Below are 24,645 nucleotides of genomic sequence, written 5' to 3' on the forward strand. Positions count from 1 at the left end.
GTCTCTACTTATCATATGTTAAATGGATCTCATTATTAAGAAGTTGATTGGACATCTAACTATTTTTCGCAAAAAGTCGTCCAAGTCCCTATCGAAAAGAGTCTAATCATCTCTTTTTTGATTATTTTGGAGAATATAGAGAGAAGAAGTAGTTGTTTAAGTGCTTTGAGCGTTGAGAGCATTTGCGCGTCTTTTTTTGTTATAATAATGTTTACTTGAAAGGCTTTTTGATGGATTTATTGATATTTGGTTAATCAGTGGTTATTTATCATTAGTTTTAACAATGAAGTGCTTCTAGATGTTGCGTAAGCAGTAAGAGTGAGTATTATGTGTTAGGTTAGTCTTTTTATACATTTGGCAATATTTGAGAGGTGCCTAAATATGGCAACAGCCGAATTAGAATCAATTTTAGATCTAAATACACTTGAACAATACTGTCAGGCTATCGGGGCAGGAACTTTATTAAAGAGTGTTGTTTTATTTGAGCAACTGATGCCAGAGTATGTTGGTAATCTTGTCAATGCAGATGAAGCAAACGATAAAACGACTTTGTGCTCAGAAGCGCATAAATTCAAAGGTGCTGCTGGATCGGTTGGTTTAAAACGAATTCAACAATACGCGCAACAGCTGCAACACGGCGAAGAAGCTGCTTGGGCAACGGGGCATGCTGCTTGGTTACAAGCGATTGTGACTCATAGTGAAGGCGATCTTGTTAAGTTAAAAGAATATCTTGAGTCTAAGGTATAAGGCTTAACGTTATCGTTAAGGTTAATTTAGTTTAATCTTTAGTTTGGATGCCTTTAAAGGTTTATGGAATCGAGCGTTCTATATAGCACTAAATTAATAAGTAATATTAACAGTTCATTTATATGAGCTGTTTTTTTATGCTTTATTTACCTTGCTATATTATTGTAATTACCTGTAAATCACTCCATATTGATATCATTTCTTATCAATCTTTTCCTCGGCGATTAACCTGATATTCTCTGATAAAGGAGTATGCTAGACTCTAAAAATTATTTAATTTTTTATTTGGCTACGTATTTATGAAGCACCTCCCTAGTTTAAAAAATTTATTCTACTTGGTAAATCTTCACCAAGAACAAAATTTTAATCGTGCTGCAAAATTGTGTCATGTGAGTCAATCGACATTGTCGAGTGGGATCCAAAATTTAGAACAACAATTGGGTCACCAGTTAATTGAACGGGATCATAAGTCATTTATTTTTACAGCAATAGGTGAAGAAGTGGTTCATCGGGCTGGAGATATTTTGACTGATGTTGACGAGCTGGTAGAGCTAGTTAAAAATCAAGGTGAACCTATGAGTGGGGAGTTGCGTATTGGCTGTATTCCAACCATTGCCCCTTTTTTACTGAGTAGAGTTGTTCAACATTGCAAAGCAGTTTATCCAAAATTGAATTTGTTTTTAAGAGAAGAAACAACCGATAGATTACTGAGCGCATTAGGAAAAGGGGAGTTAGATTTATTATTACTCGCACTACCTGTAGATACCAGTGGCTACCATAGTATGAAAGTGGGTATCGATCCTTTTAAAATGGTGCTTCACAAAGATTTGTCCAGTCAGCTCCATGAGCCTATCGATTATCAAGAGCTGCCCGATGAGAGCATTTTCTTGTTAGAAGCAGAGCATTGTATTACAGGCCATGCTATTAGTGCTTGTCAGTTAGAAGAAAGTACAAAAGTTAATCCATTTTCAGCAACCAGTTTGCATACGCTAGTGCAAATGGTGAATTGTAAGTTGGGGACGACTTTCTTGCCTCAAATGGCGATTGATGCGGGTATTTTAGAGAATACAGATTTGATGAGCATGACCCCATCAGGTGAAAGCCCGTATCGAGATATAGGGCTCGTTTGGCGTCAAACCTCGAGTCGGTTATTGACGTTTAGAAATTTGGGCTTAGAGATCCAAAAATTACTTCAACAAAAAATGGATCGTTAAACTTAGGGCTTGAGAGTAACCTTTTATCTTTCTAAATATTATTTTGGTTATTTTGGGTGAACACTGAAAACTTCTATTGAGTGTTGTTTACCTTTTAACTTTATCGGTCCCAGGTTACTGAGTTGATAACAAGGGGATAAATTTAAACGTGATGCCAACTCTCCAGAGATCAGCATCTTTTGTTTTAATGGGTTACATTGATCTTGTAGTCTGGCAAGGGTATTTAATACATCGCTAAAAAAACCAATTTCTTGTTTATGAACCCCAACAACTGCTGCTACAACTTGCCCACAATGAGCGGCGGCTTTAAATTGCGGTACAAAACCATATTGCTCAATAAAGTAATGTCGTTGCCAATTGAGTGATTGAGCAAACTCATGATAAACATTTAAGCATCTATCATTGATGATGCCATCTTTTAATGGCCAATGAATAATAACTGCATCACCGACGTAGCGGTAGATTTCTGCTTCATTATTATTGACAGGATCGGCAAGTAAACTAAAGCTATCTTGGATCAGCCGACTAAATTGGTAATCACCCAAAGACTCAGCATGTGTGGTTGATGACACCATGTCTAGATATAAAAATAAACGTTGTTCATAACGCGGCTTATGGTATTTACCTAACCCGATGTTCATGAGTACACGAGGGCCGACGAGTAAAGCCATTTGCTCAATAAACGCGAGGCTGACACGGACAACAACGAGATAAACGATCAATGCTTGAAAAGAAGGGCTGTATAAGATGTGTGCCGTTAGCATTTGTCTTAATGTGGTCATGTGATTTTCGATGGCCCACATATTTAAGTATTGTGTCACATAAGCTAAGGTGATGGCACCTAGTAATAAAAACAACCCTTTAAAAATAACCGAACATAAATAAGGAAGCCTCTGTATACCACTGATCTCAGCAATGAGGTTTGACATCCAATGCAAGCTACCAAAAATGATCCCCATGTAAATAGAGAGCGTCGCTAAATCCGCTGATCCAATTGCCCATTGAGGTAAATTAGGGGCCTGGGCGTAGCGAAAAAAAACAAAAGATGCCATTGCAATGGTCCAAGCAAAAATGGCGAACATCAATTTCTTTGCTTGTATAGCGGCTTTCACTGTATTAATTGTTTCCTAGTGTAACAAGTTCAGGAGGCGCTAGTTTATAGATAATTGGCCTATCATTTCCAGTAGTATTTGTGATCTTGATCAAATCAAGTGTATTACAGAGTTAAATAAGTTGAGAGAGGATTTGATGTGTGAAAGCGATTTTTAAGTAAAAACCTCTTGGATTGGTCAATGCTAACCCTCCTTCTTTTCCAATACATTGGGTTAATATTTTACTGTTGGCCGCTTTAGGCCTTAATTGTAATACCTCGCCGTGTCTAGCTGTAATGCTGTCAATTTGACCCAAAGTAATCAATTCCATTATTTCTTCCCAATCTTGCTTTAGTTGCTGCATTTCTATGTCACTTGGTCGCCATAAAATGGGTGTACCAATTTGTCTATCGTTTATTGGTATATGGCGTTCGCCTTGAATGGGGATCCACAGCACTTGGCGTAATTTATGGTAGACAACACTGTTTTCCCAAGTGAGTCCTTGAATATTTTGCAAGGGAGCCACTGTAACATAAGTTGTTTCTATTGGTTTACCCTGATGGTTAATGGGGATGGTCTTAAGTTCAATACCTAGGTTAGCAAAATCGGGCTCAGGCTTCGACCCTGCAATTGCGCCGAGTTCGTGTTCTATTAATTGTCCGACCCAGCCTTTATCGCGTTTTAGGTTTTTTGGTACGGTTATATTGTGAGAATGAGCCAGTAGGCCTAAACTTAAACCAGCCATTGCATTTGCGCGTTTCATGAGCTCACTGAGGCTCTGTGGTGGTTGTGGAATTGTTTTCATTTGTTGGTTTAAATCTGTATGAGAAGCCTTGATGAGTGAAAAGTAGTCACGTGAATTAAATATGAAAAGTGTCAATGTTGGTTTATTATCAACTTATTGTTTTATATGTAGTAGATAGAATAAAATATTTATTGAGTTTTATATAAAAGACAATAACGAGAAGGTTTGCTTGGGTTGAACACACACTTATCCACAGAATTTTTGGATAAGTTATTTGGGCAAACTATCTAATCAATTATTGATGTTTTGTCAATGCTACTAAGCTTTAGAATACGGATTTTTTTATCTGGTTTCAATGCCTAATTTAGCTGAGGTGAGGCATGCATTGGCGATAATAGATTGGTTATCTATATGTGGTTATTAAATAGTCGGTCAATCTTTTTTAGCTTTAGAATGAAACTGTTTTTGGCTATTTATCTGTTTTATATCTACTTAATTCTGCACAAGTGAGTGTGCTAAAATTAGTATGGGATATCTATAGCTTGATTAAAGCGGCTGACAGACAGTTTCGAACAGAGATATCCACAGAATCTGTGGATATCTTGTATTGTTTTCTTTTTTTTGTTGATAAGTGAATCGATAAATGAAGGTTATCCAATATGTGCCTTAATCATATGGATTGCTGCACGGCTTGGTTTATGAAACAATCAAGTTATTAAATAGCGAATAAGTTCGGAGTCCATGTGATTGATAGTGACGGCTTTCGGGCAAATGTAGGCATTATAATTTGTAATCGTTTTGGACAGGTTATGTGGGCTCGTCGGTTTGGCCAACATTCCTGGCAATTTCCACAAGGCGGTGTTGATGAAGGAGAATCGATCGATGAAGCTATGTATAGAGAGTTATATGAGGAAGTGGGATTAAAGCCTGAGCATGTAAAGTTGTTAACTTCTACACGTTCTTGGTTACGTTATCGGTTGCCGAAAAGATTGATTAGACAAGATAGTAAGCCAGTTTGTATTGGCCAGAAACAAAAATGGTTTTTATTACAGTTAACGTGTAATGAAAATATCATTAATTTGAACGCTAGCGGTCATCCTGAATTTGATGATTGGCGTTGGGTCAGTTATTGGTACCCTGTACGTCAAGTCGTTTCTTTTAAACGTGATGTTTATCGAAAAGTAATGAAGGAGTTTGCTTCGACAGCTTTATCATTGCAACTGAAAGAATCAAGTCATAAGAGAAAAGGGCGACGTCGTAGTTCGTTTCTTAAGGGAGTTTGAGCTCAGTGCTAAAAACGCTCAGGGATATAACACAAGCCGTTGCGGCGGCAGATGATCTGCAATCGGCTTTGGATGTCTTGGTATCGCAAACTAAAGCCGTCATGGCAACGGAGTCTTGTTCTATTTATTTGGTTGAACAAGACGTATTGCAATTCTCTGCTACTGATGGTTTAGATAAGCAAGCGGTTGGAAAAGTGCGTATGCCTTTGACACAAGGCTTAGTGGGATTAGTCGCTCAACGAGAGGAGCCGATTAATTTAGCGGACGCACATATTCATCCACGCTTTAAATTATTACCTGAAGTGGCTGAAGAAGAATACCGCGCGTTTTTGGCAGCTCCGATTATTTATCAAAAAGTGGTTGTCGGAGTGATAGTCATACAACAAAAAGAGCCTAGACAATTTAGTGAAGGTGAAGAAGCTTTTTTGATGACATTAGCTGCTCAATTAGCCGTTGCCATAAAAGGTTTAAGACACAAAGCTACAAGTAGTAATAATATCAGTCAACAGTATTACACTGGCAAGGTTGCTGCTAATGGTGTCGCGATTGCTAATGCCCTTGTTCTCGGCGGACATATTTCGTTGTCTTTTCCGGATGAAAAGAGTCGAGATTTATCTGCTGAAGAGTCACGTTTGAAGCTGGCGATGACTCGTACCAAGAATTTACTGACAGCCCTTTCACAACGTTTTGATTCAGAAAAAGATGAAGAAGTTGTGTCTATTTTTTCAGCTTTATTGCTATTGCTGGATAACGCAAGTCTTGGGGGGGAATATATCAAGGAAGTGAGGCAAGGCTGGAGTGCTGAGTCGGCAGTTTGTCGAGTTTCATTGCGTTATATTAAGCAATTTACAGAGATGAAAGATCTCTACTTAAAAGAGCGTGCTGGTGATATTCGAGATTTAGGGCAAAGAGTTTTAAGGCAGCTCGTTGAGCCAGGACGTATTGAGTTAGAACCTGATACGCCGGTGATTTTGATTGCTAAAGAGGCGAATGCGACCTTAATCGCTGAGTTTCCTCGGCAGAAATTAGCAGGCATTGTGACTGAATTAGGAGGGATTAATTCACATGCGGCGATTTTATCTCGAGCGCTTGGTGTTCCCGCACTCATAGGGGTCTCTAATATTCTCAATGCGGATATCGATAAGAAACTGGTCATTTTAAATGCCAGCCGTGGACAACTTCTTGTTTCTCCTCGGCCCAGTGTCATCACTGAGTTTAGAAGTTTGATGTCAATGGGTAAAGCATTGCAGGAGCGCTATACACAAGACTTATCGTTACCCACTATTACTACAGATGGCGTAAGAATTGCGCTGCAGTTAAATGCTGGTTTGTTAGCGAGCTTAGAATCTGATTTAGCCACAGGGGCTGATGGTGTAGGGCTATACCGTACTGAAATTCCGTTTATGCTACAAAATCGGTTTCCGAGTGAATCAGAGCAAATAAAAGTTTACAAGCAAGTACTTGACGCTGCGGCTGGTAAACCTGTGGTGATGAGAACCTTAGATGTGGGCGGGGATAAACCTCTGTCTTATTTCCCCATCAATGAAGAGAATCCTTTTTTGGGTTGGCGTGGGATCCGGTTATCATTAGATCATCCTGAGTTACTTTTAGTGCAATTAAGGGCGATGCTGCAAGCCGCAGAGGGCAGTGAGCAACTCAGTATTCTATTGCCTATGGTGAGCTGTATTGATGAAATAGATCAATCTATTGCTTATTTAGAACAAGCTTATTTTGAGCTTGGTACTGAGATGGGTATGGATATTGTGAAGCCTAAAATTGGGATTATGCTTGAAGTACCGGTATTGCTTTATCAGCTGCCTGATGTGGTAAGGCGAGTGGATTTCATTTCGGTAGGCTCAAATGATTTAACGCAATATTTACTCGCGGTTGATCGAAATAACCCTAGAGTCAGTACACTGTATGATTGTTATCATCCAGGTATTTTACGTGCGTTAAAAAAAGTATGTGAAGATTGTAAAACCCATAATTTACCAGTGAGCGTGTGTGGGGAGCTCGCTGGAGAGCCTATTGGTGTGTTATTGCTCGTTTCGATGGGGTATACCAATCTTAGTATGAATCAGGGGGGCTTAGGACGGATTAATTATTTGTTGAGGCGGGTATCTTTCTCTGATCTCAATCATTTATTAGATAAAGTACTAGACTTAGGTAGCGGTCAAGAAGTCAGAGTGTTGTTAGCTGAGTATTTAGAAACCATAGGGTTAGTCGAGCTGTTGAGTTTATAACATTAATTATCCCCTCTTTAATAGTACTCGTGAGGACGTGATGGATCCGATCATTCAAGTCGTGAGTATTTGTTTGTTATTCGGTGCTTTAATCGGTTTTTTAGCTGGGTTATTAGGTATTGGAGGTGGTTTAATAGCCGTTCCAGCACTATTGAGCATTTTACCATTAGTGGGTTTTTCACATGGATTTTTACCTCATGTGGCTATCGCCACGTCACTTGCAGCTATTATTTTGACCGGACTGTCTTCAGCAATATCACATCAGAAAAGGGATAATATTCCTTGGTTTTTATTTAAGCCTATGTTACCTGGTTTTGTGATGGGCTCGTTGTGTGCTGGTTTTATTTCTGAAAAAATCAGTGCCGGTGCCCTACAACAGATTTTTGCTGTTTTTGTATTATTAATGGCGGTTAAAATGGCCTTTCCTTTTAAAGCAGAGTCGCAGAGAAAGTTACCCCATTTCCTTGTTTTATTAATGACTGCCATTGTGATATCGATTATTGCTGCGTTACTGGGAATTGGAGGTAGTGTATTACTTGTGCCATTTTTAACTTTCTTTGGTATTCAAATGCGCTATGCTATCGGGTTTTCTGCGGCAAGTGGGTTGCTCATTGCCAGCTTTGGTAGTGTCGGGTATGTATTAGCAGGGTGGGATGTGCATGGATTACCACAATTCACCTTGGGTTATATTTACATCCCAGCATTGCTTGGTATAGTAAGTACCTCTGTGTTGATTGCTCCTTTGGGGGCAAAGGCTGCAAGTACATGGCGCACAGATATTTTAAAAAGACTTTTTGCACTGCTATTGGTTATTATCGGGCTTAAACTCGTGCTCGTTGGATAACTGTTGTTATCACATTAATTATTATTGGAAGCAATATGGCGTTAAATTTTCCAAATATTGATCCTATCATCGTGTCATTTGGCCCATTTCACCTCTTTGGGCAAACATTTGAACCTGCGTTAAGATGGTATGGGTTCATGTATTTATTGGGCTTTATAGCCGCAATGTTTTTACTTAACCGTCAAGCTGATCGCTCTAAAGGCTTATGGAGTCGAGATGAAGTCTCAGATTTGCTTTTTTATAGCTTTTTAGGGGTGATATTAGGTGGACGAGTTGGTTATGTGATTTTTTATCACTTTGATTTATTTTTAGCAAACCCTCTGTATTTATTTAAAATAACAGAAGGTGGGATGTCTTTTCATGGCGGATTAATGGGCGTTATTTTAGCCATGCTCTATATTGCTCGAAAACAGAAAAGAACTTTTTTTGCGGTTGCAGATATGGTGGCCCCAGTCGTGCCTATTGGCCTTGGTGCTGGGCGTATTGGTAATTTCATTAATGGTGAGCTTTGGGGACGAGTGACGGATGTGCCTTGGGGGATGGTATTTCCAGGTGCAGGGCCTTTACCTCGTCACCCATCTCAACTCTATCAATTTGCGCTTGAAGGTGTGGCACTCTTTTTATTACTGTTTTGGTTTAGTCGTAAAACGAATAAAATGGGTGCAGTCTCGGGAATGTTTTTGTTAGGGTACGGTTGTTTTAGGGTGATTGTTGAAACGGTCCGTCAACCCGATGCACAGTTAGGACTTTATTTTGGCTTTATGACAATGGGACAAATATTATCCATTCCAATGATATTGTTTGGTTTATATCTATTGTTACGTCAAGCTCCAGATAATGGGAAAGGAAAGAAGTAATGCAGCAGTATTTAGATTTATGTCAGCGTATTATTAATGACGGGACTTGGATTGAAAATGAACGGACGGGAAAGCGTTGCTTGACCGTTATCAATGCCGATCTCGTTTATGATGTGCAACATAATCAGTTTCCTTTGATCACGACAAGAAAGAGTTTCTGGAAGGCTGCAATAGCCGAATTACTTGGTTACATCCGTGGTTACGATAATGCTGCTGATTTTCGTGTTTTGGGAGCGAAAACTTGGGATGCCAATGCCAATGAGAATAAACAGTGGCTTGAAAACCCTCACCGTAAAGGCCCCGATGATATGGGGCGGGTTTATGGCGTTCAAGGTCGAAGTTGGAGTCAACCCGATGGCGGGAATATTGACCAATTAGCCAAAATTATTGATGATCTATCCCGCGGTGTGGACGATAGGGGGGAAATTTTAAGCTTCTATAATCCTGGCGAGTTCCATATGGGGTGTTTACGGCCTTGTATGCATACTCATAATTTCTCTCTATTAGGCGATACGCTACATTTAACCAGTTTTCAACGCTCTTGTGATGTGCCGTTAGGGCTTAACTTTAATCAAGTTCAAGTTTTTACCTTATTGGCTCTTGTTGCTCAAATAACGGGTAAAAAGCCTGGAATGGCTTACCATAAAATTGTCAATGCGCATATTTATGAAGATCAATTACCCTTAATGCGTGATGTTCAGGTAAAACGTCAGCCCTTTGATTCACCACAACTGGTGATTAACCCAAAAATTAAGTCATTGAGTGATTTAGAAACTTGGGTGACATTGGCTGACTTTGATGTTGTCGGTTATGAGCATCATGATGCCATTCAGTATCCTTTTTCTGTTTAATCATTAAGCGGACGTTACACAGGAGAAACCCTTACGCTTGCCGTTAAGGGTTTTTTGTATTGGCTGAAAATGGCGCAAGGGATATTGTTAATTATGTTACAACTCGAAAATATCGAGCTTTAACATTGAATCAATCGATTATTCATACTATATTCATTGAGCTACACTGAAAATCTCGTGTAAGGGCTTAAAAAGGAAGGAATATGGAACGAGTGATTAAAAATTTTCTTGATAAGGGATCCGCTGGCGGTATTTTATTAATGTTGGCAGTGATCTTAGCGCTTCTTCTTGCTAATTCTCCTCTCTCATGGTTATACCAAGATTTCTTGCATACAGAGATGCAAATTCGTGTTGGTAGTCTCGATTTGGACAAATCATTGCTGCATTGGATTAATGATGGTTTGATGGCTATCTTCTTTTTGTTAATTGGATTGGAGGTGAAGCGTGAGTTGCTAGAAGGAGCATTGTCGACACCAGCTCAAGCTTCATTACCCACTTTTGCTGCCATTGGTGGAATGGTTTTTCCGGCGGCTATTTACTTAATGTTTAATTTTTCCGATCCTATTGCGCAGTCAGCTTGGGCTATTCCTGCGGCAACGGATATTGCGTTTGCATTAGGTATTATTGCGTTGCTTGGTAGTCGAGTTCCTGTGTCATTAAAAGTCTTTTTACTGGCCTTGGCGATTATTGATGATTTAGGTGTCGTAGTCATTATTGCTATTTTCTACAGCACAGATTTATCCATGCTCAGCATGATCATTGCTGCTTTTGCGATTATGGGGCTGGTTAGCCTAAATCTTAAAGGTGTCACGGCATTAGCGCCCTATGCCGTAATAGGGGGGATTTTGTGGATTGCGGTTTTAAAGTCGGGCGTCCATGCTACATTGGCTGGCGTGATTATTGCTTTTTGTATTCCATTAAGGGCAAAAGATGGAAGTTCACCGTCTGAAAAATTAGAGCATGATTTACATCCTTGGAGTACCTTCTTGATTTTACCTGTGTTTGCTTTTGCCAACGCAGGTGTTGATTTATCAGGAATGAGTTTGAGTTATTTAGTGTCACCATTACCGATTGGCATTGCGCTTGGATTATTTTTAGGTAAGCCGATTGGCGTCATGTTATTTAGTTATCTTGCGGTGAAATTAAAATTTGCAGTATTGCCTGATGGTGTTGGCTGGAAACAGATTGCTCCAGTTGCTGTCATGTGTGGCATTGGCTTTACCATGTCGATGTTTATTAGTTCTTTGGCATTTATTGGGGCTGAGCCCATTTATGGGGATTTAGCTCGCTTAGGGATATTAATGGGGTCAATTGCCTCTGCTGTTGTCGGTTATTTCTGGTTATCTAATGCTTTAGATAAAAAGGGAGAATAAAGATGAAAATAAAGCTATTGATCGGCTTGTTGTCTATATTTGGAGCCGCGCAAGTGAGCGCAACACAAATTGCCGCTTGTAATAAAAATGTTAGCAGTACAGCTTGTCAAGATTATTTGCAAGGGGTGGTCGATGGTGCACTTATGCATAGAATGGACAGTTCACAAAAAGATATTGTGCCTGATTCTTATGCAAAAAGGGCATTAAAATATCGAAGTGGCCAACGCTTCAAAGAAGCGAATCGCATGTATTGTCAGGGAAGGATCCCTGACAGGGAGTCATTAGTCTCAGGATTGGGGGAGGCATTTATCACCAGTGAGATTAATGATGTGACAGCATTAAAAGGCGTCATGCTTAACTTAATGGATTGTAATCGAAATCAATAACACTTAATGAATGACCTGAGTGTATTGTTACTGAGAGAACCTTTGTGAAAATAGAGATGTATACCCGTGATACTTGAAGATGCAGGATTCAGCTGGAATTAAAAGCCTTTTAGGCAAGGTCATTAATTGCTCCTGCATAAATGACATTTCCATCATCCTTGATGGTCAGCTTGAAGAGCGTGCCTAGTCATTCTAAGCTGATGTTCAATAACGCAGTATAAAAGGCCTTGCTTTTACATATAAAGAGGCCAGCCCCTTGGGAGTCTGTAAAATCACCTACATCGAAGTTGTATCACCTTAAAAGGCAATAAGCATTCTTGCAATAATACGCCTTGAATTAGGCACTTTTACAGGCTCTGAAAACATGCATCTTCAAGTATCACGGGTATAAACTGGATGATTAATTTGAATTATAACCATCTGTATTATTTTTGGATGATCCAAAAGAAAGGTTCTGTTGCGAAAGCGGCTGACACATTATGCTTAACGCCACAAACAATAACGGGGCAAATAAAGGTGCTCGAAGCGCGGTTAAATGGTCGGCTATTTACGCGTGAGGGGAGGCAACTAGCCCCAACTGAATTGGGCAAGTTAGTTTATCGTTATGCTGATAAAATGTTTAGCTTAAGCTATGAAATGCTAGATATTATTAATTATCAGAAGGATAAAAAAACACTCTTTGAAGTGGGGATTGCTGATGTACTATCCAAGGAGTTAGTAGGCGATATTTTATTATCCGTGATGTCTGATGACGATAGTTTGCACTTGGCTTGTTTTGAAGCGACCCATGACGATTTAATGGCGAGATTGCGCGAACATAAATTGGACATTATTTTATCTGATTGTGCTGGCGGCTCACTCAAATATCCTGAGATTTTATCTAAAAAATTAGGAGAAAGTGGAGTGGCTTTTTTTGCCCATAAGCCGCTTTCAAAGCCTTTTCCTTTTTGTCTTGAGCAAGAGAAATTACTTATTCCTGGAAGGCGGACTTCGTTAGGGCAGCAGTTAGTGCACTGGTTTGATGAAAAAGGACTAAAAATCCGTATATTAGGAGAGTTTGATGATTCTGCTATGATGAACGCATTTGGATTTTCAAACCAAGGTATTTTTGTTGTTCCCAGTATTTATAAGCAATCTGTGATAAAGCGCGGTATGCATCTACTTGGGGAAACTGCTGAGGTAAAAGAGTATTATCATATGATGTTTGCTGAACGTATGATCCAACATCCTGCGGTAAAACGATTACTCGAAATGGACTTTACCGCTTTTTTTACACCTAGAGACTGAATAAAAGGATATCAGTTTTTCAGATTGTCATTGAAGGATTGTCGACAGTAGACGTTAAGGGCTGATAGACTAGTAGGCAGAGCATGTGTGAACGATAACCTATTCGAGGAGCAAGAGCTTGTCTGAGCCAATGAAGATTGCAAGAGTAAGGTGGGCGTGCCGTAGAGGTATGTTAGAGTTGGATGTGTTATTTCAACCATTTGTAGAAAAGTATTATGAACAACTGAGTGATGATGACAAATTCATTTTTGTTCGTTTATTGGAGTGCGAAGATCCTGAATTATTTGCATGGTTCATGGGACATGAAACTTGTCAGGTGCCAGAATTAGCTGATATGGTAGTCAAAGTACGTGGGCGAGCAGCGCCATAGCTTTTCAATAGCATCATCTTTTGACCAGCGGTTAACTCTGGTCATATCTTATTTATTTTTTCTTTCCTCTTTTTTGTTTTGGCCACAAAGCGATAGTAGAATCTTTTTATTTGTGGAATTAGGCCTATTCATTGCGTTGACAGCATTTTTTATTCGGCAGTGGTGGTGTTTAATTCGTTGGCATTGTGGGTTTAGTTTATCGACCTCGGGTTCTGGAATTTTTGCAGATGGACAACAATTTGTACTAGTAAGGCGAGCCTTTATTAGTGCTTTTGTTGTGATTTTTTATTATCAGTGTGTGGGTGAAAGCAAAAAGAAAATGCTTGTCGTGTGGAGTGATATGTTAACCGACACAGATTATCGGCATTTGTGTCGGTTATTATGTCAACAATAAAGATGTGCCTATTTTGTTGACTCAGGACGAAGGACAGTTGGGCCTGAATGGGGCAATTTTTCTGGGTGGTCAATGTTATAGTGTAAGCCACGGCTTTCTTTTCTATTCATTGCACAGCGGATGATGAGCTCAGCGACTTGGACTAAATTTCTGAGTTCTAACAAGTGGTTGGATACACGGAAATGTTGATAATATTCTTCAATCTCTTGTTGTAATAACGAGCAGCGTCTTAGTGCTCTTTCTAAGCGTTTGTCTGAACGGACAATGCCCACATAATCCCACATAAAGAGTCTTAGCTCATGCCAATTATGTGCGATGACCACTTCTTCATCAGAATTTGAGACTTGACTGTCATCCCAAGGGGGGATGTCACTTGGCATACGCACTTTGTTGAGTTGATTGTCGATATCTTCACTGGCTGCTCGAGCAAAGACCAGACATTCTAACAAGGAATTGCTGGCTAGACGGTTTGCCCCATGTAAGCCTGTGTAGGCCACTTCACCGATAGCATAAAGTCCATTTATGTCAGTTTGTCCGTGCAAATCGGCCATGACACCACCACAAGTATAGTGCGCTGCAGGCACAACAGGAATGGGGTCGGTTGTGATATCGATACCCAGTTCTAGACAGCGTTGGTAAATCGTTGGAAAGTGTTTGATGATAAAATCAGCGGGCTTATGGGTAATATCTAAATAAACGCAATCTGAGCCGAGTCTTTTCATCTCAAAGTCGATAGCACGCGCTACAATATCTCGAGGGGCCAATTCTGCGCGTTTATCAAAATCGGGCATAAACCTGCTGCCATCAGGTCGACGTAGAAAGGCACCTTCTCCTCGTAATGCTTCAGTGAGCAAGAAGTTACGAGCATCGGCATGATAGAGGCAGGTTGGGTGGAATTGGTTAAATTCCATATTAGCTACTCTGCAGCCTGCTCGCCAAGCCATCGCGATACCATCACCTGAAGCGACATCTGGATTAGAAGTATATTGGTACACTTTTGAGCTACCACCCGTTGCAAGTGCAACAAAGCGAGCTTTGATGGTTTCGACTTGTTCGCTTTGTCTGTTCCACACATAAGCACCTTGTACACGGTTGCCTGGACGATTGAGTTTGCGTGTGGTGATAAGGTCAATGGCGTTGTACTTTTCAAAAACATGTATATTAGGATGTTTTTTAACACATTCTTGTAAAGTCACTTGGACTTCTTTACCCGTAGCATCAGCCGCATGTAGAATACGTCTGTGACTGTGACCCCCTTCACGGGTTAAATGGTATGCTGCATCAGCAGGAATATGACCGTCTTCGTTTTCTTCTTTATCGAAGGCTACCCCACATTGAATGAGCCAGCGAATCGCCGCTTGTGCATTTTCTGCTGTAAAACTAACAACGCTGGGATCGCAAAGACCAGCCCCTGCGATTAGCGTATCAGATACATGGGATTCAATGGTATCGTCTTCGTCAAATACAGAAGCGATGCCCCCTTGGGCATAATAAGTGGATCCTTCACTTAGAGGACCTTTTGAAAGTAAAATAACTTTTGACTTTTCAGCAAGATGTAATGCTAAAGTGAGACCAGCTGCGCCGCTGCCAATAACCAAAATGTCAGATTGGTGTTCAACTACTTGTTTCATCGGGTATCATAGTATCTTCTGTGGGTTTGGTTATAGTAAACTAAGATGGATATTATGGATACAGGCTGATTGCATGTAGAGTATATTCATCATTTAAATATTTTTTTAGAACTTTTTTTTCATTTGTGAGTCTACATACTAGATGTATGAATTCGAGCGACTGAGAGATCAGTACAGATTTAGGAGTAGTCGGCTCGAATGAGTGGACAAATAAGTGATCAACAATTAGTTGAGCGTGTACAGCGCGGTGACAAAAATGCCTTTAACCTTTTGGTGCTAAAATATCAAAACAAGGTTGCGAATTTGGTTGTTCGTTATGTACGAAATCAGGCCGATGTACCCGATATCGTACAAGAAGCTTTTATTAAGGCTTATCGAGCTTTACCCAACTTTCGTGGTGAAAGTGCTTTTTATACTTGGTTGTACCGAATAGCAGTCAATACTGCAAAAAACCATTTGGTTGCACATGGAAGACGTGCGCCAGCAAATGATGTCGATGTTGAAGATGCTGAATATTATGATGGCAGTGATGCGTTAAAGGAGTTTGCTTCTCCAGAACGGTTAGTGCTCTCCGATGAAATTCAGAAGGTCGTATTTGACACGTTAGAGACATTACCACAAGAATTGAAAATGGCTATTTCGTTACGTGAGCTTGATGGAATGAGTTATGAAGATATCGCCAATGTCATGGATTGCCCTGTTGGGACAGTTCGGTCGCGTATTTTTAGAGCTCGAGAAGCAATCGATAAAAAGCTACAGCCTTTGCTGGAGCGATAGCATTTAAATTGATACAGGTAGAGAAATGGATAAATTAGGTCAGGAATGGGTGTCTGCAGCCGTTGATGGTGAAGTCGATGAAAAGACGTTGGCTGATTTAGCTAACAATATCGACTTACACGAACAGTGGCGAGATTACCAAATTATAGGTGATGCAATGCGTAATGAATTACCCACTGCATTAAATATTGATCTATCGATGAACATCGCTGAGGCTATTAAGCAAGAACCTTGCTATAATGTCACTCATATAAACAATACACAGCCTGTCAATGATGCTGCGGAGGCTAATCAGATACCAAAGAAGTCCTCTAAAATCATTCCTTTATTTAAGCAATTTGGGCAATATGCTATTGCGGCAAGCGTGGCCTTAGTTGTGGTGGTTAGTGTTGATAACTACAATAAAGATAGCAGTGTTGATACTACGCCCTTATCTGTTCTGAATACTCGGCCATTAGTCGGTAGTGTGTCGCCTGTGAGTTTACAAACGGGTTCAGTACAGCCTCATTCGGCTTCAAGTGCAACAAATGAACAGGTTGCTGACCAAAGATTACGTATTAATGCCTATATTCAAGATCATCAATTACAACAAAGGTTGAATAATGATATGAATATAGATGACAATAGCCAAATTCAGGCGTTACCGGATCAGTAATTATATATGTCATTAATTTTTAATAGAGCTAATGTGCGTTTTTTAGCGTTGGCTCTTTTGGCCTTCTCGTGCCCTACATGGGCACAAGAAGCTATTTCTGCAAAAGCTTGGTTAGAGAATATGAGCCAAGCTTTACACGAGAAAGAATACAAAGTCTCCGTTATCCAACTTCAAGCGGAGCATATCAGTCCTTTGGTGTATATTCATGGTAAAGTGGATAGTCAGGAAGTGGCTTTTCTTGAATACCTCAATGGTCCTCCACAAAGTGCTGTGAGAGTCGGCGATACAGTGAGCTTTATTGAATATCAACAAGCGCCCTACAGTGTCAACGCTAAACGTATTCCGGGGATCCTCCCTGCTGGTTTTGCAGGTAATATTGACAGGTTAGAGTCGGGTTATCAGTTTGTCTTAGGGGGGCGAAGCCGCCTTGCTGGGCGACCGAGCCAATTGGTTCGTTTAATACCAAAAGATGATTTTCGATATGGTTATCAAATTTGGCTCGATATGGAAACGGCACTGCCGTTACGTTATGATTTATTAACTAAAGATAAACAGCTGCTTGAACAATTATTAGTCGTGGAGTTATTGGTTTTGGACAAAGCCCCAGCGATTTTAATTGAAGCTAAGAAGCAAGAGTGGCCTTCTGTGGTGGTACAAGCTTCTAGCGCTAAAAAGGCACAGTGGCATTTTAGTTGGTTGCCTCAAGGTTTTACAGTACAAACCAATGATCAACATCGATTAATTGGTAATAATGAGTCTGTTGAATATATTGCACTCAGTGATGGTTTAGCCAATATATCAGTTTATATCTCTAAAGTGGGAGACAGTCCTTTGCCTGAAGGGTTAGTGACGCGCAATGGTTTGGGGTTGTCAGCTGAAGTCGTAGGCGATCACGAAGTGGTCGCTGTGGGTAAAGTACCCAGTGAAACCTTAACACGCATAGCTAAAAGCCTTGTCATTGGAGCCCAGTGAGGATCGTTTTATGATGGAAGAAATGGCAAAGGTGATTGCTTGTGATGAAACCGGCTGGATAAGAGTGGAAGTCAAGGTAAAAAGTGCGTGTAATCATTGTGATAATAATGATTCTTGCGGTACTTCTGCTGTGTCTCAAGCCTTTTCTTCAAAGTCACAACAGTTCTCGATAATGAGTGACAAACCTTACCCTATTGGTGAGTGGTTAAAAATTGGTTTACCTGAAAGTGTGATTTTAAAAGCGGCTGCTTTAGTCTATTTATTACCTTTGATTGGCTTTTTTCTTGGGGCGTTTTTAGCGACTCGCGTTTTTGCCGTCTCCGATCTCTTTGCTTTTGTTTTAGGTGTTGTGGGTGCGAGCTTAACTTGGAGGCTTGCGCGGGTCAAAGCGGCTTACATGGAAAAAACGGCTCAACCTGTTATTTTAGCCCACATTGGACAGCGAATTAATTAAAGCCTTTAAGGAGATTATTTTATTTTTATTCGATTTAAAGTGCTGAAAATTAACAGATAAATTATTTTTGTTAACTTGCTTCTCTAATTTAGCTCGCTTTTTTTGTCGTTATGTTAATAATCAAGATTGGTATTGTCTGTTTGATAAGGTACAATTCCGCACTTTTAGAATTCTTTTCAACTTCGAGTTTAGTCATCCCAGCATAATGAAGCATATAAGAAACTTTTCAATTATTGCCCATATCGACCATGGCAAGTCGACACTATCAGACCGCCTAATTCAAGATTGTGGAGGTTTGTCTGATCGTGAAATGGCTGCGCAAGTTCTAGACTCAATGGAGCTGGAACGTGAGCGTGGCATTACTATTAAAGCACAGAGTGTCACCTTAGATTATAAAGCTGATGATGGTGAAACTTACCAATTAAACTTTATTGATACGCCAGGTCATGTGGACTTCTCTTATGAGGTTTCTCGCTCTTTAGCAGCATGTGAAGGCGCATTGTTGGTTGTTGATGCAGGTCAAGGTGTTGAAGCGCAAACGCTTGCTAACTGTTATACCGCATTAGAAATGGATCTTGATGTGGTACCGATTTTAAATAAAATCGATTTACCTCAAGCCGACCCTGAGCGTGTTGCTGATGAAATTGAAGATATTGTGGGGATTGAAGCTGCTGATGCGGTTAGATGCTCTGCAAAAACGGGCCTAGGTATCAAAGCGGTATTAGAAGATATCGTGTCTAAAATTCCGCCGCCAAAAGGAGACCCAGATGGGCCGCTTCAAGCCCTGATCATCGATTCTTGGTTTGATAGCTATTTAGGCGTTGTGTCCTTAGTTCGAATTAAAAATGGTATATTGCGTAAAGGCGATAAATTTAAAGTCATGTCAACGGGTCAGACACACAATGCTGATCGCGTCGGTATTTTTACGCCGAAGCAAACCGATACTCCACAACTGGGTACAGGTGAGGTAGGCTATGTAATTGCTGGTATTAAAGAAATTCATGGTGCGCCCGTCGGTGATACATTGACACTTGCCAAACACGGGGCTGAATTGCCTTTGCCTGGCTTTAAAAAAGTCAAGCCTCAGGTGTATGCGGGTGTTTTTCCGATTTCTACTGATGATTATGAAAACTTCCGCGAAGCTTTGAACAAGCTGAGTTTAAACGATGCATCACTTTTCTTTGAGCCAGAAACCTCTTCGGCTTTAGGCTTTGGCTTTCGTATTGGTTTCCTCGGCTTATTGCACATGGAGATCATTCAAGAGCGTTTAGAGCGAGAATATAATCTTGATTTAATTACCACGGCTCCAACCGTTGTTTATGAGATTGTGGGAACCAATGGCGAGATACTCTACGTCGATAACCCGTCTGATTTACCCGCGGTGAATAATATCGAAGAAATGCGCGAGCCTATTGTAGAGACGAATATCTTAGTGCCTAAGGATTATTTAGGTAATGTGATCACCTTATGCGTTGAAAAACGTGGCGTACAAACCAATATGGTTTATCACGGTAATCAGGTCGCAATTACTTATGATATGCCGATGGCTGAAGTTGTTATGGACTTTTTCGATCGTCTAAAATCAACCAGTCGTGGTTACGCTTCTTTAGAGTATAATTTTAAACGTTTTGAACAAGCAGATATGGTGAGATTAGACATTTTAATTAACGGTGATCGTGTTGATGCGTTAGCCATGATTATTCATAAGTCTAACGTGCGTTATCGTGGATTGGCCTTAGTGAATAAGATGAAAGAACTTATTCCACGTCAAATGTTTGATATCGCAGTACAGGCGGCGATTGGTAGCCAAATTATCGCACGTTCTTCTATTAAAGCGCTACGTAAAGATGTGACCGCTAAATGTTATGGTGGTGATGTGTCTCGTAAGAAGAAGTTGCTGCAAAAACAAAAAGAAGGGAAAAAGCGAATGAAGCAAGTGGGCAACGTTGAAGTGCCACAAGAAGCCTTCTTAGCTGCCCTTAAGTTGAATGATTAATGACAACTTTCTAAATAGAGACGGATAAAATCAGTTGCGCCGCAGTTTTGCGGCGCTTTTATTATTCTGGCTCGATAATTGGGTGATTATTTAAAGGATAAGTTTTCTTTAATTGATGACTAATTAATAATTGAAAGCAGTGTGTTATGGTATAAAGTAGGATGAGTGGTTATGGATTGTTTCTGGCTATGTTGTCTAGATGATCTGTGATTGAATAATTTAGAATTACTATTGATTTGATAGTGATTTACTTAACTTAAAAGTGGCAGGAGTGCGTTAACTATGGCAGCTTATTTTTCTCTCATTTTAGTCCTTGTGACGCTGTTTAGTGGCCTGATATGGTTGGTCGATGCACGTTTGTTTGCCCCAAAACGTCGACAAAAGTTGGCGTTGGCACAAGCTGCGACAGCGGAGTTAAGCGAAGAAAGTGCAGCAAAAATCATTCGAGAGCCTTCTATTGTCGAAACGGCGCGCTCTATTTTTCCTGTGATTGCGTTTGTGTTGGTATTACGTTCTTTTATTTATGAGCCTTTTCAAATCCCATCAGGTTCGATGATGCCCACATTACTGGTTGGGGATTTTATTTTAGTTGAGAAGTTTAGTTATGGCTTAAAAGATCCGGTTTGGCGTAAGAAGCTGATTGAAACTGGTGAGCCTAAACGTGGTGATGTAGCGGTTTTTAAATATCCTGAAAATCCTAAAATTGACTATATTAAGCGGGTTGTAGGCTTACCTGGTGATACTATTATATATCGAAACAAACAGTTGTATATCAAACCGGCTTGTATGCAAGGACGTATTGATTGTCCGGCTGCTGAACAGGTGAAACGGGTTGAAGTGAATAGTGGTGAGTTTTTTCAAGACGGTACACCTTTAATCCGTTATACAGAGCAGTTAGGTGATGTGAGTCATGATATCTTAATTAATCCAGCAAGACCCGATATGATTAATTATTATTTTAGACAGCCCAATTTACCTGTTGGTGAGTTTATTGTGCCACAAGGTCATTATTTTATGATGGGTGACAACCGTGATAATAGCACTGACAGTCGATACTGGGGTTTTGTACCAGAAGCCAATTTGGTTGGAAAAGCGGTGGCGATTTGGATGAGTTTTGAATTTGATCGTAAACCTTCTGACTTTTTACCCACTTGGATCCCAACAGGTGTGCGCTTTAACCGTGTAGGCGGAATTCAATAACTATGGAACCGATTAAAAATATCCCAAGACTGTGTCGTACTTTGGGTTATGAATTTACTGATGTGACTTTGCTTGATCAAGCTTTAACACATCGCAGTGCAGCAAGTAAGCATAATGAGCGATTAGAATTTTTAGGCGATTCAGTATTGTCTATTGTGATCTCTGATGCGCTTTATCATCAATTTCCAAAAGCGAAAGAAGGTGATTTAAGTCGCATGAGAGCGACCTTAGTCTGTGGCAAAATGTTGGCTGAGATTGCACTGGAATTTAAACTGGGAGACTATTTAAAACTCGGCCCCGGTGAACTGAAGAGTGGTGGATTTAGGCGTGAGTCTATTTTAGCGGATGCCGTTGAAGCGATTATTGGAGCCGTGTATCTTGATAAAGGCATTGAGTCTTGTCGTCAATTAGTCTTGACTTGGTACCAAAGTCGATTAAAGACCATTAAGCCTGTGGATCAAAAAGATCCTAAGACATTACTGCAAGAACACTTACAAGGTTTTAAGAAGCCATTGCCCGTCTATACTGTAGTGAAAACGGTAGGTGAGGCGCATAATCAAACATTTACCGTTGAATGCATGGTGAAAGGCCTGAGTGAGCCGATTGTCGGCGTCGCCAGTTCAAGGCGTAAAGCAGAACAAATTGCCGCGGCCCAAGTGCTGGAGTTAATCAAGAAATGAGTGACAAGAAAGAAGAAGCACAAGGGAGCGTAGAACCCAGTTTAGATGAGCTACTTGCTCGCATGAACCAACCGAGTCAACATGCCAAATATGATGTAACCTATTGTGGCATGGTGGCGATTGTGGGACGCCCGAATGTGGGAAAATCGACGCTGCTGAATAAAATACTCGGGCAGAAAGTCAGTATTACCTCTAAAAAGCCGCAAACAACTCGCCACCGTATTATGGGGATCCACACAGAAGGTCCTAAGCAAGTGGTGTTTGTTGATACGCCAGGACTCCACATAGAAGAGCGCCGTGCGATTAACCGTTTAATGAATCGTGCCGCTTCCAGTTCTTTAGCCGATGTGGCTTTAGTGGTCTTCGTGGTTGATGGCATGAATTGGACGGCTGATGATGACATGGTGTTAAAGAAATTACACCATAATGATGATGGCCGAAAAATCGTATTAGCGATTAATAAAGTTGATAATATTAAAGATAAAGAAGCCTTATTTCCTTATCTGGAGCAAATGGCAACAAAATTTCCTTTTGATGATATTTTGCCTATTTCGGCGACTCAGGGGACCAATATTCAACGCATTTTAGATTTATCGTTAGCGGCGTTACCTGAGTCACCTCATTATTTTCCTGAAGATTATGTGACAGATCGTTCTCAGCGTTTTATGGCATCTGAAATTGTTCGAGAAAAACTCATGCGTTTTCTCGGAGATGAATTACCTTATGATGCGACGGTTGAAATTGAGCAATTTACCATGATGGAGAATGGGGTCTATCAAATTAATGCGCTTATTTTAGTTGAACGTAGTGGTCAGAAACGTATGGTGATTGGCAAAAAAGGTGAACGTATTCGAACCATTGCGACTCAAGCACGTCTTGACATGGAAACCTTATTTGACAATAAAGTATTTTTAGAGATTTGGGTTAAAGTCAAATCTGGTTGGGCCGATGATGAGCGTGCATTAAGAAGTTTAGGCTACGGAGAAGAGTAAATCCTATGGCGGGTGAACATTAGATACTGTAGAACGGTCATATTTTATGTTGCGTGGATATGTATTACACACCCGCCCTTATCGTGATAATCGTGTTATTGTCAACTTACTAGTCGATAATCAAGGGCGAGTCGATGCCATTGCACGTTTAGGTGGTAAGAAAAATACGGCTCGTAGTATACTTCAACCTTTCCAACCTTTGATCTTTACTTTTTCTGGCGCAGGCTCACTTAAGAATTTGACTCAATTAGAGGCGGCGAGCCCTGCTGTGCCGCTTGCGAGTAATGGGTTATATGCAGGCCTCTACCTTAATGAGTTATTGATGCGGTGTTTGACTGTTGAGCATCAGGCTGAAAGCATCTTTTATCACTATCATCAGACGTTATTATCTCTGGCTTTGGGGTTAAAAGAGCAGGATTTACGCTATTTTGAATTATCTTTATTGGAAGAGTTAGGTATTATGCCTTCTTTAACGATAGATCCATTAGAAAACCCCATTAATGGTGACGGCTTCTATCGCTTATTACCTGAAAAAGGTTTTATGCCTGTATACCCAACAGTCTTCACACAAGATAAATTTTTTCAAGGTGATATGTTGTCAGCCTTAGCTAACCGACAGTTATTAGCACATCATTTACTGGCGGCAAAAAAGTTAATGCGGCAACTTTTAGTGCGTATTTTAGGCAGTAAGCCATTGTATTCAAGAGCACTGTTTAAGCAGCGCCAACCTAATATGCCACAATAATGAGTGTGACACTGTCATTTATTGAGGTGTGATGCTTTGTTATTATGTGTTAGCTAATTAAACAAAGGACATTTCCATGAGCCAGATTTTACTGGGCGTCAATATTGACCACATTGCGACTTTACGACAAGCTCGAGGCACGAGTTATCCTGATCCTGTACATGCTGCCGCAGTGGCTGAGCATGCTGGGGCAGATGGAATAACGGTGCATCTTCGTGAAGATAGACGACATATTATCGATAGAGACATTCAAGTATTAGCACAGACATTAAAGACACGCATGAATTTTGAAATGGCAGTAACTGATGAAATGCTTGATATTGCTTGTGATATTCAGCCTCACTACGTATGTTTAGTGCCCGAAAAAAGAGAAGAATTGACGACTGAAGGCGGTTTGGACGTTGCGGGACAAATGAGTAAAATATCGAGTGCAGTGCAACGTTTGAGTGGAAAAGGCATTCAAGTCTCCCTCTTCATTGATGCAGATAAAGCACAAATTGATGCGGCAGTTAAAGTTGGGGCACCCGTTATAGAGATCCATACAGGTGGTTATGCGGATGCACACTCTGAGACAGAAGAGAAAAATGAACTTATGCGTATTACTGATATGGCAAAGTATGCTCATGCTAAGGGGTTGATTGTCAATGCTGGGCATGGATTGCACTATCATAATGTTAAGCCTATCGCGGCAATCCCTGAATTGTATGAATTGAATATTGGCCATGCGATTATCGCAAGGGCCGCTATTGATGGCTTGGCTACCGCAGTCAAAGATATGAAACGTTTAATGCAAGAAGGCCGTCGTGGTGAGTAGTGTTTCTGCTTCATTATGGCCAAATGTGTTGTCATTTTTGTTGA

Annotated in this window: 25 protein-coding genes; 22 read left to right on the forward strand and 3 right to left on the reverse strand. The window is 40.3% G+C overall.

Annotated features, from left to right (window positions below):
* The first annotated feature begins 381 nt into the window (after nucleotides 1-381).
* A complete protein-coding gene (locus tag Q0779_RS00535; RefSeq protein WP_298768398.1) occupies nucleotides 382-747 on the forward strand; it encodes an Hpt domain-containing protein in 366 nt (121 codons plus the stop codon).
* 299 nt (nucleotides 748-1,046) lie between these two features.
* The gene (gene oxyR, locus Q0779_RS00540; RefSeq protein WP_298768400.1) at nucleotides 1,047-1,961 is read left to right on the forward strand and encodes a hydrogen peroxide-inducible genes transcriptional activator OxyR; all 915 of its coding nucleotides are present in this window, start codon (nucleotides 1,047-1,049) and stop codon (nucleotides 1,959-1,961) included.
* Between the two features lie 47 nt (nucleotides 1,962-2,008).
* Here oxyR and Q0779_RS00545 read toward each other — a convergent pair whose 3' ends face one another.
* Together Q0779_RS00545 and mutH are read right to left on the reverse strand one after the other, a co-directional pair.
* Entirely contained in the window at nucleotides 2,009-3,073 is a 1,065-nt protein-coding gene (locus Q0779_RS00545; RefSeq protein ID WP_298768402.1) for an adenylate/guanylate cyclase domain-containing protein, read from the reverse strand.
* A gap of 112 nt (nucleotides 3,074-3,185) precedes the next feature.
* Nucleotides 3,186-3,857, reverse strand: coding sequence for a DNA mismatch repair endonuclease MutH (gene mutH, locus Q0779_RS00550; RefSeq protein ID WP_298768404.1), 672 nt, complete (start codon nucleotides 3,855-3,857; stop codon nucleotides 3,186-3,188).
* 683 nt (nucleotides 3,858-4,540) lie between these two features.
* On the opposite strand from mutH, the gene rppH reads away from it, so the two are divergent.
* The 10 genes from rppH to Q0779_RS00600 all read left to right on the forward strand — a co-directional run bounded on the left by rppH (nucleotide 4,541) and on the right by Q0779_RS00600 (nucleotide 13,685).
* Nucleotides 4,541-5,080 carry an RNA pyrophosphohydrolase gene (rppH, locus tag Q0779_RS00555; protein WP_298768406.1) on the forward strand — a complete coding sequence of 180 codons (540 nt, stop codon included), beginning with the start codon at nucleotides 4,541-4,543 and terminating at the stop codon, nucleotides 5,078-5,080.
* Nucleotides 5,081-5,085: 5 nt separating this feature from the next.
* Nucleotides 5,086-7,323 carry a phosphoenolpyruvate--protein phosphotransferase gene (gene ptsP, locus Q0779_RS00560; RefSeq protein WP_298768408.1) on the forward strand — a complete coding sequence of 746 codons (2,238 nt, stop codon included), beginning with the start codon at nucleotides 5,086-5,088 and terminating at the stop codon, nucleotides 7,321-7,323.
* 40 nt (nucleotides 7,324-7,363) lie between these two features.
* Nucleotides 7,364-8,167, forward strand: a complete 804-nt coding sequence (locus Q0779_RS00565; RefSeq protein ID WP_298768410.1) for a sulfite exporter TauE/SafE family protein — start codon at nucleotides 7,364-7,366, stop codon at nucleotides 8,165-8,167.
* Nucleotides 8,168-8,202: 35 nt separating this feature from the next.
* Nucleotides 8,203-9,024 carry a prolipoprotein diacylglyceryl transferase gene (gene lgt, locus Q0779_RS00570; RefSeq protein WP_298768412.1) on the forward strand — a complete coding sequence of 274 codons (822 nt, stop codon included), beginning with the start codon at nucleotides 8,203-8,205 and terminating at the stop codon, nucleotides 9,022-9,024.
* A complete protein-coding gene (locus Q0779_RS00575; RefSeq protein ID WP_298768414.1) occupies nucleotides 9,024-9,875 on the forward strand; it encodes a thymidylate synthase in 852 nt (283 codons plus the stop codon). The genes lgt and Q0779_RS00575 overlap by 1 nt, the downstream gene beginning before the upstream one ends.
* 203 nt (nucleotides 9,876-10,078) lie before the next feature.
* A complete protein-coding gene (gene nhaA, locus Q0779_RS00580) occupies nucleotides 10,079-11,248 on the forward strand; it encodes a Na+/H+ antiporter NhaA (RefSeq protein WP_298768417.1) in 1,170 nt (389 codons plus the stop codon).
* Between the two features lie 2 nt (nucleotides 11,249-11,250).
* Entirely contained in the window at nucleotides 11,251-11,634 is a 384-nt protein-coding gene (locus Q0779_RS00585; protein ID WP_298768419.1) for a hypothetical protein, read from the forward strand.
* 396 nt (nucleotides 11,635-12,030) lie between these two features.
* On the forward strand, nucleotides 12,031-12,921 hold the full coding sequence (gene nhaR, locus Q0779_RS00590; RefSeq protein ID WP_298768421.1) for a transcriptional activator NhaR: 891 nt from the start codon (nucleotides 12,031-12,033) through the stop codon (nucleotides 12,919-12,921).
* A gap of 130 nt (nucleotides 12,922-13,051) precedes the next feature.
* The gene (locus Q0779_RS00595) at nucleotides 13,052-13,291 is read left to right on the forward strand and encodes a succinate dehydrogenase assembly factor 2 (protein WP_298769223.1); all 240 of its coding nucleotides are present in this window, start codon (nucleotides 13,052-13,054) and stop codon (nucleotides 13,289-13,291) included.
* Nucleotides 13,272-13,685 (forward strand): protein YgfX, encoded by a 414-nt coding sequence (locus Q0779_RS00600; protein ID WP_298768423.1) that lies wholly within the window; start codon nucleotides 13,272-13,274, stop codon nucleotides 13,683-13,685. Before Q0779_RS00595 ends, Q0779_RS00600 begins: the two co-directional genes overlap by 20 nt.
* A gap of 8 nt (nucleotides 13,686-13,693) precedes the next feature.
* Here the strand turns inward: Q0779_RS00600 and nadB are convergent, their stop codons facing one another.
* Nucleotides 13,694-15,316 (reverse strand): L-aspartate oxidase, encoded by a 1,623-nt coding sequence (gene nadB, locus Q0779_RS00605; RefSeq protein ID WP_298768425.1) that lies wholly within the window; start codon nucleotides 15,314-15,316, stop codon nucleotides 13,694-13,696.
* A gap of 198 nt (nucleotides 15,317-15,514) precedes the next feature.
* Between nadB and rpoE the strand changes: the two genes are divergently transcribed.
* The 10 genes from rpoE (at nucleotide 15,515) to pdxJ (ending at nucleotide 24,601) form a co-directional block, all read left to right on the forward strand.
* The gene (rpoE, locus tag Q0779_RS00610; protein ID WP_298768427.1) at nucleotides 15,515-16,093 is read left to right on the forward strand and encodes an RNA polymerase sigma factor RpoE; all 579 of its coding nucleotides are present in this window, start codon (nucleotides 15,515-15,517) and stop codon (nucleotides 16,091-16,093) included.
* A gap of 25 nt (nucleotides 16,094-16,118) precedes the next feature.
* Nucleotides 16,119-16,748, forward strand: coding sequence for an RseA family anti-sigma factor (locus Q0779_RS00615; RefSeq protein WP_298768429.1), 630 nt, complete (start codon nucleotides 16,119-16,121; stop codon nucleotides 16,746-16,748).
* Between the two features lie 33 nt (nucleotides 16,749-16,781).
* Nucleotides 16,782-17,720 (forward strand): MucB/RseB C-terminal domain-containing protein, encoded by a 939-nt coding sequence (locus tag Q0779_RS00620; RefSeq protein ID WP_298769225.1) that lies wholly within the window; start codon nucleotides 16,782-16,784, stop codon nucleotides 17,718-17,720.
* Between the two features lie 10 nt (nucleotides 17,721-17,730).
* Nucleotides 17,731-18,174, forward strand: a complete 444-nt coding sequence (locus Q0779_RS00625) for a SoxR reducing system RseC family protein (RefSeq protein ID WP_298768431.1) — start codon at nucleotides 17,731-17,733, stop codon at nucleotides 18,172-18,174.
* A 205-nt stretch (nucleotides 18,175-18,379) separates the two neighbouring features.
* On the forward strand, nucleotides 18,380-20,170 hold the full coding sequence (gene lepA / locus Q0779_RS00630; RefSeq protein WP_298768433.1) for a translation elongation factor 4: 1,791 nt from the start codon (nucleotides 18,380-18,382) through the stop codon (nucleotides 20,168-20,170).
* Between the two features lie 282 nt (nucleotides 20,171-20,452).
* Nucleotides 20,453-21,370 (forward strand): signal peptidase I, encoded by a 918-nt coding sequence (gene lepB, locus Q0779_RS00635; RefSeq protein ID WP_298768435.1) that lies wholly within the window; start codon nucleotides 20,453-20,455, stop codon nucleotides 21,368-21,370.
* 2 nt (nucleotides 21,371-21,372) lie between these two features.
* Nucleotides 21,373-22,050: a ribonuclease III gene (rnc, locus tag Q0779_RS00640; RefSeq protein ID WP_298768437.1), complete on the forward strand. Its 678-nt coding sequence runs from the start codon at nucleotides 21,373-21,375 to the stop codon at nucleotides 22,048-22,050.
* The gene (era, locus tag Q0779_RS00645; RefSeq protein WP_298768439.1) at nucleotides 22,047-23,042 is read left to right on the forward strand and encodes a GTPase Era; all 996 of its coding nucleotides are present in this window, start codon (nucleotides 22,047-22,049) and stop codon (nucleotides 23,040-23,042) included. The genes rnc and era overlap by 4 nt, the downstream gene beginning before the upstream one ends.
* A 46-nt stretch (nucleotides 23,043-23,088) precedes the next feature.
* On the forward strand, nucleotides 23,089-23,787 hold the full coding sequence (gene recO, locus Q0779_RS00650; RefSeq protein ID WP_298768441.1) for a DNA repair protein RecO: 699 nt from the start codon (nucleotides 23,089-23,091) through the stop codon (nucleotides 23,785-23,787).
* 76 nt (nucleotides 23,788-23,863) lie between these two features.
* Complete coding sequence (gene pdxJ / locus Q0779_RS00655; protein WP_298768443.1) at nucleotides 23,864-24,601, forward strand: pyridoxine 5'-phosphate synthase; 738 nt, start codon at nucleotides 23,864-23,866, stop codon at nucleotides 24,599-24,601.
* The last annotated feature ends 44 nt before the right edge of the window (nucleotides 24,602-24,645 follow it).

The sequence above is a fragment of the uncultured Shewanella sp. genome (genome assembly GCF_947491715.1).
Taxonomy (GTDB): domain Bacteria; phylum Pseudomonadota; class Gammaproteobacteria; order Enterobacterales; family Shewanellaceae; genus Shewanella.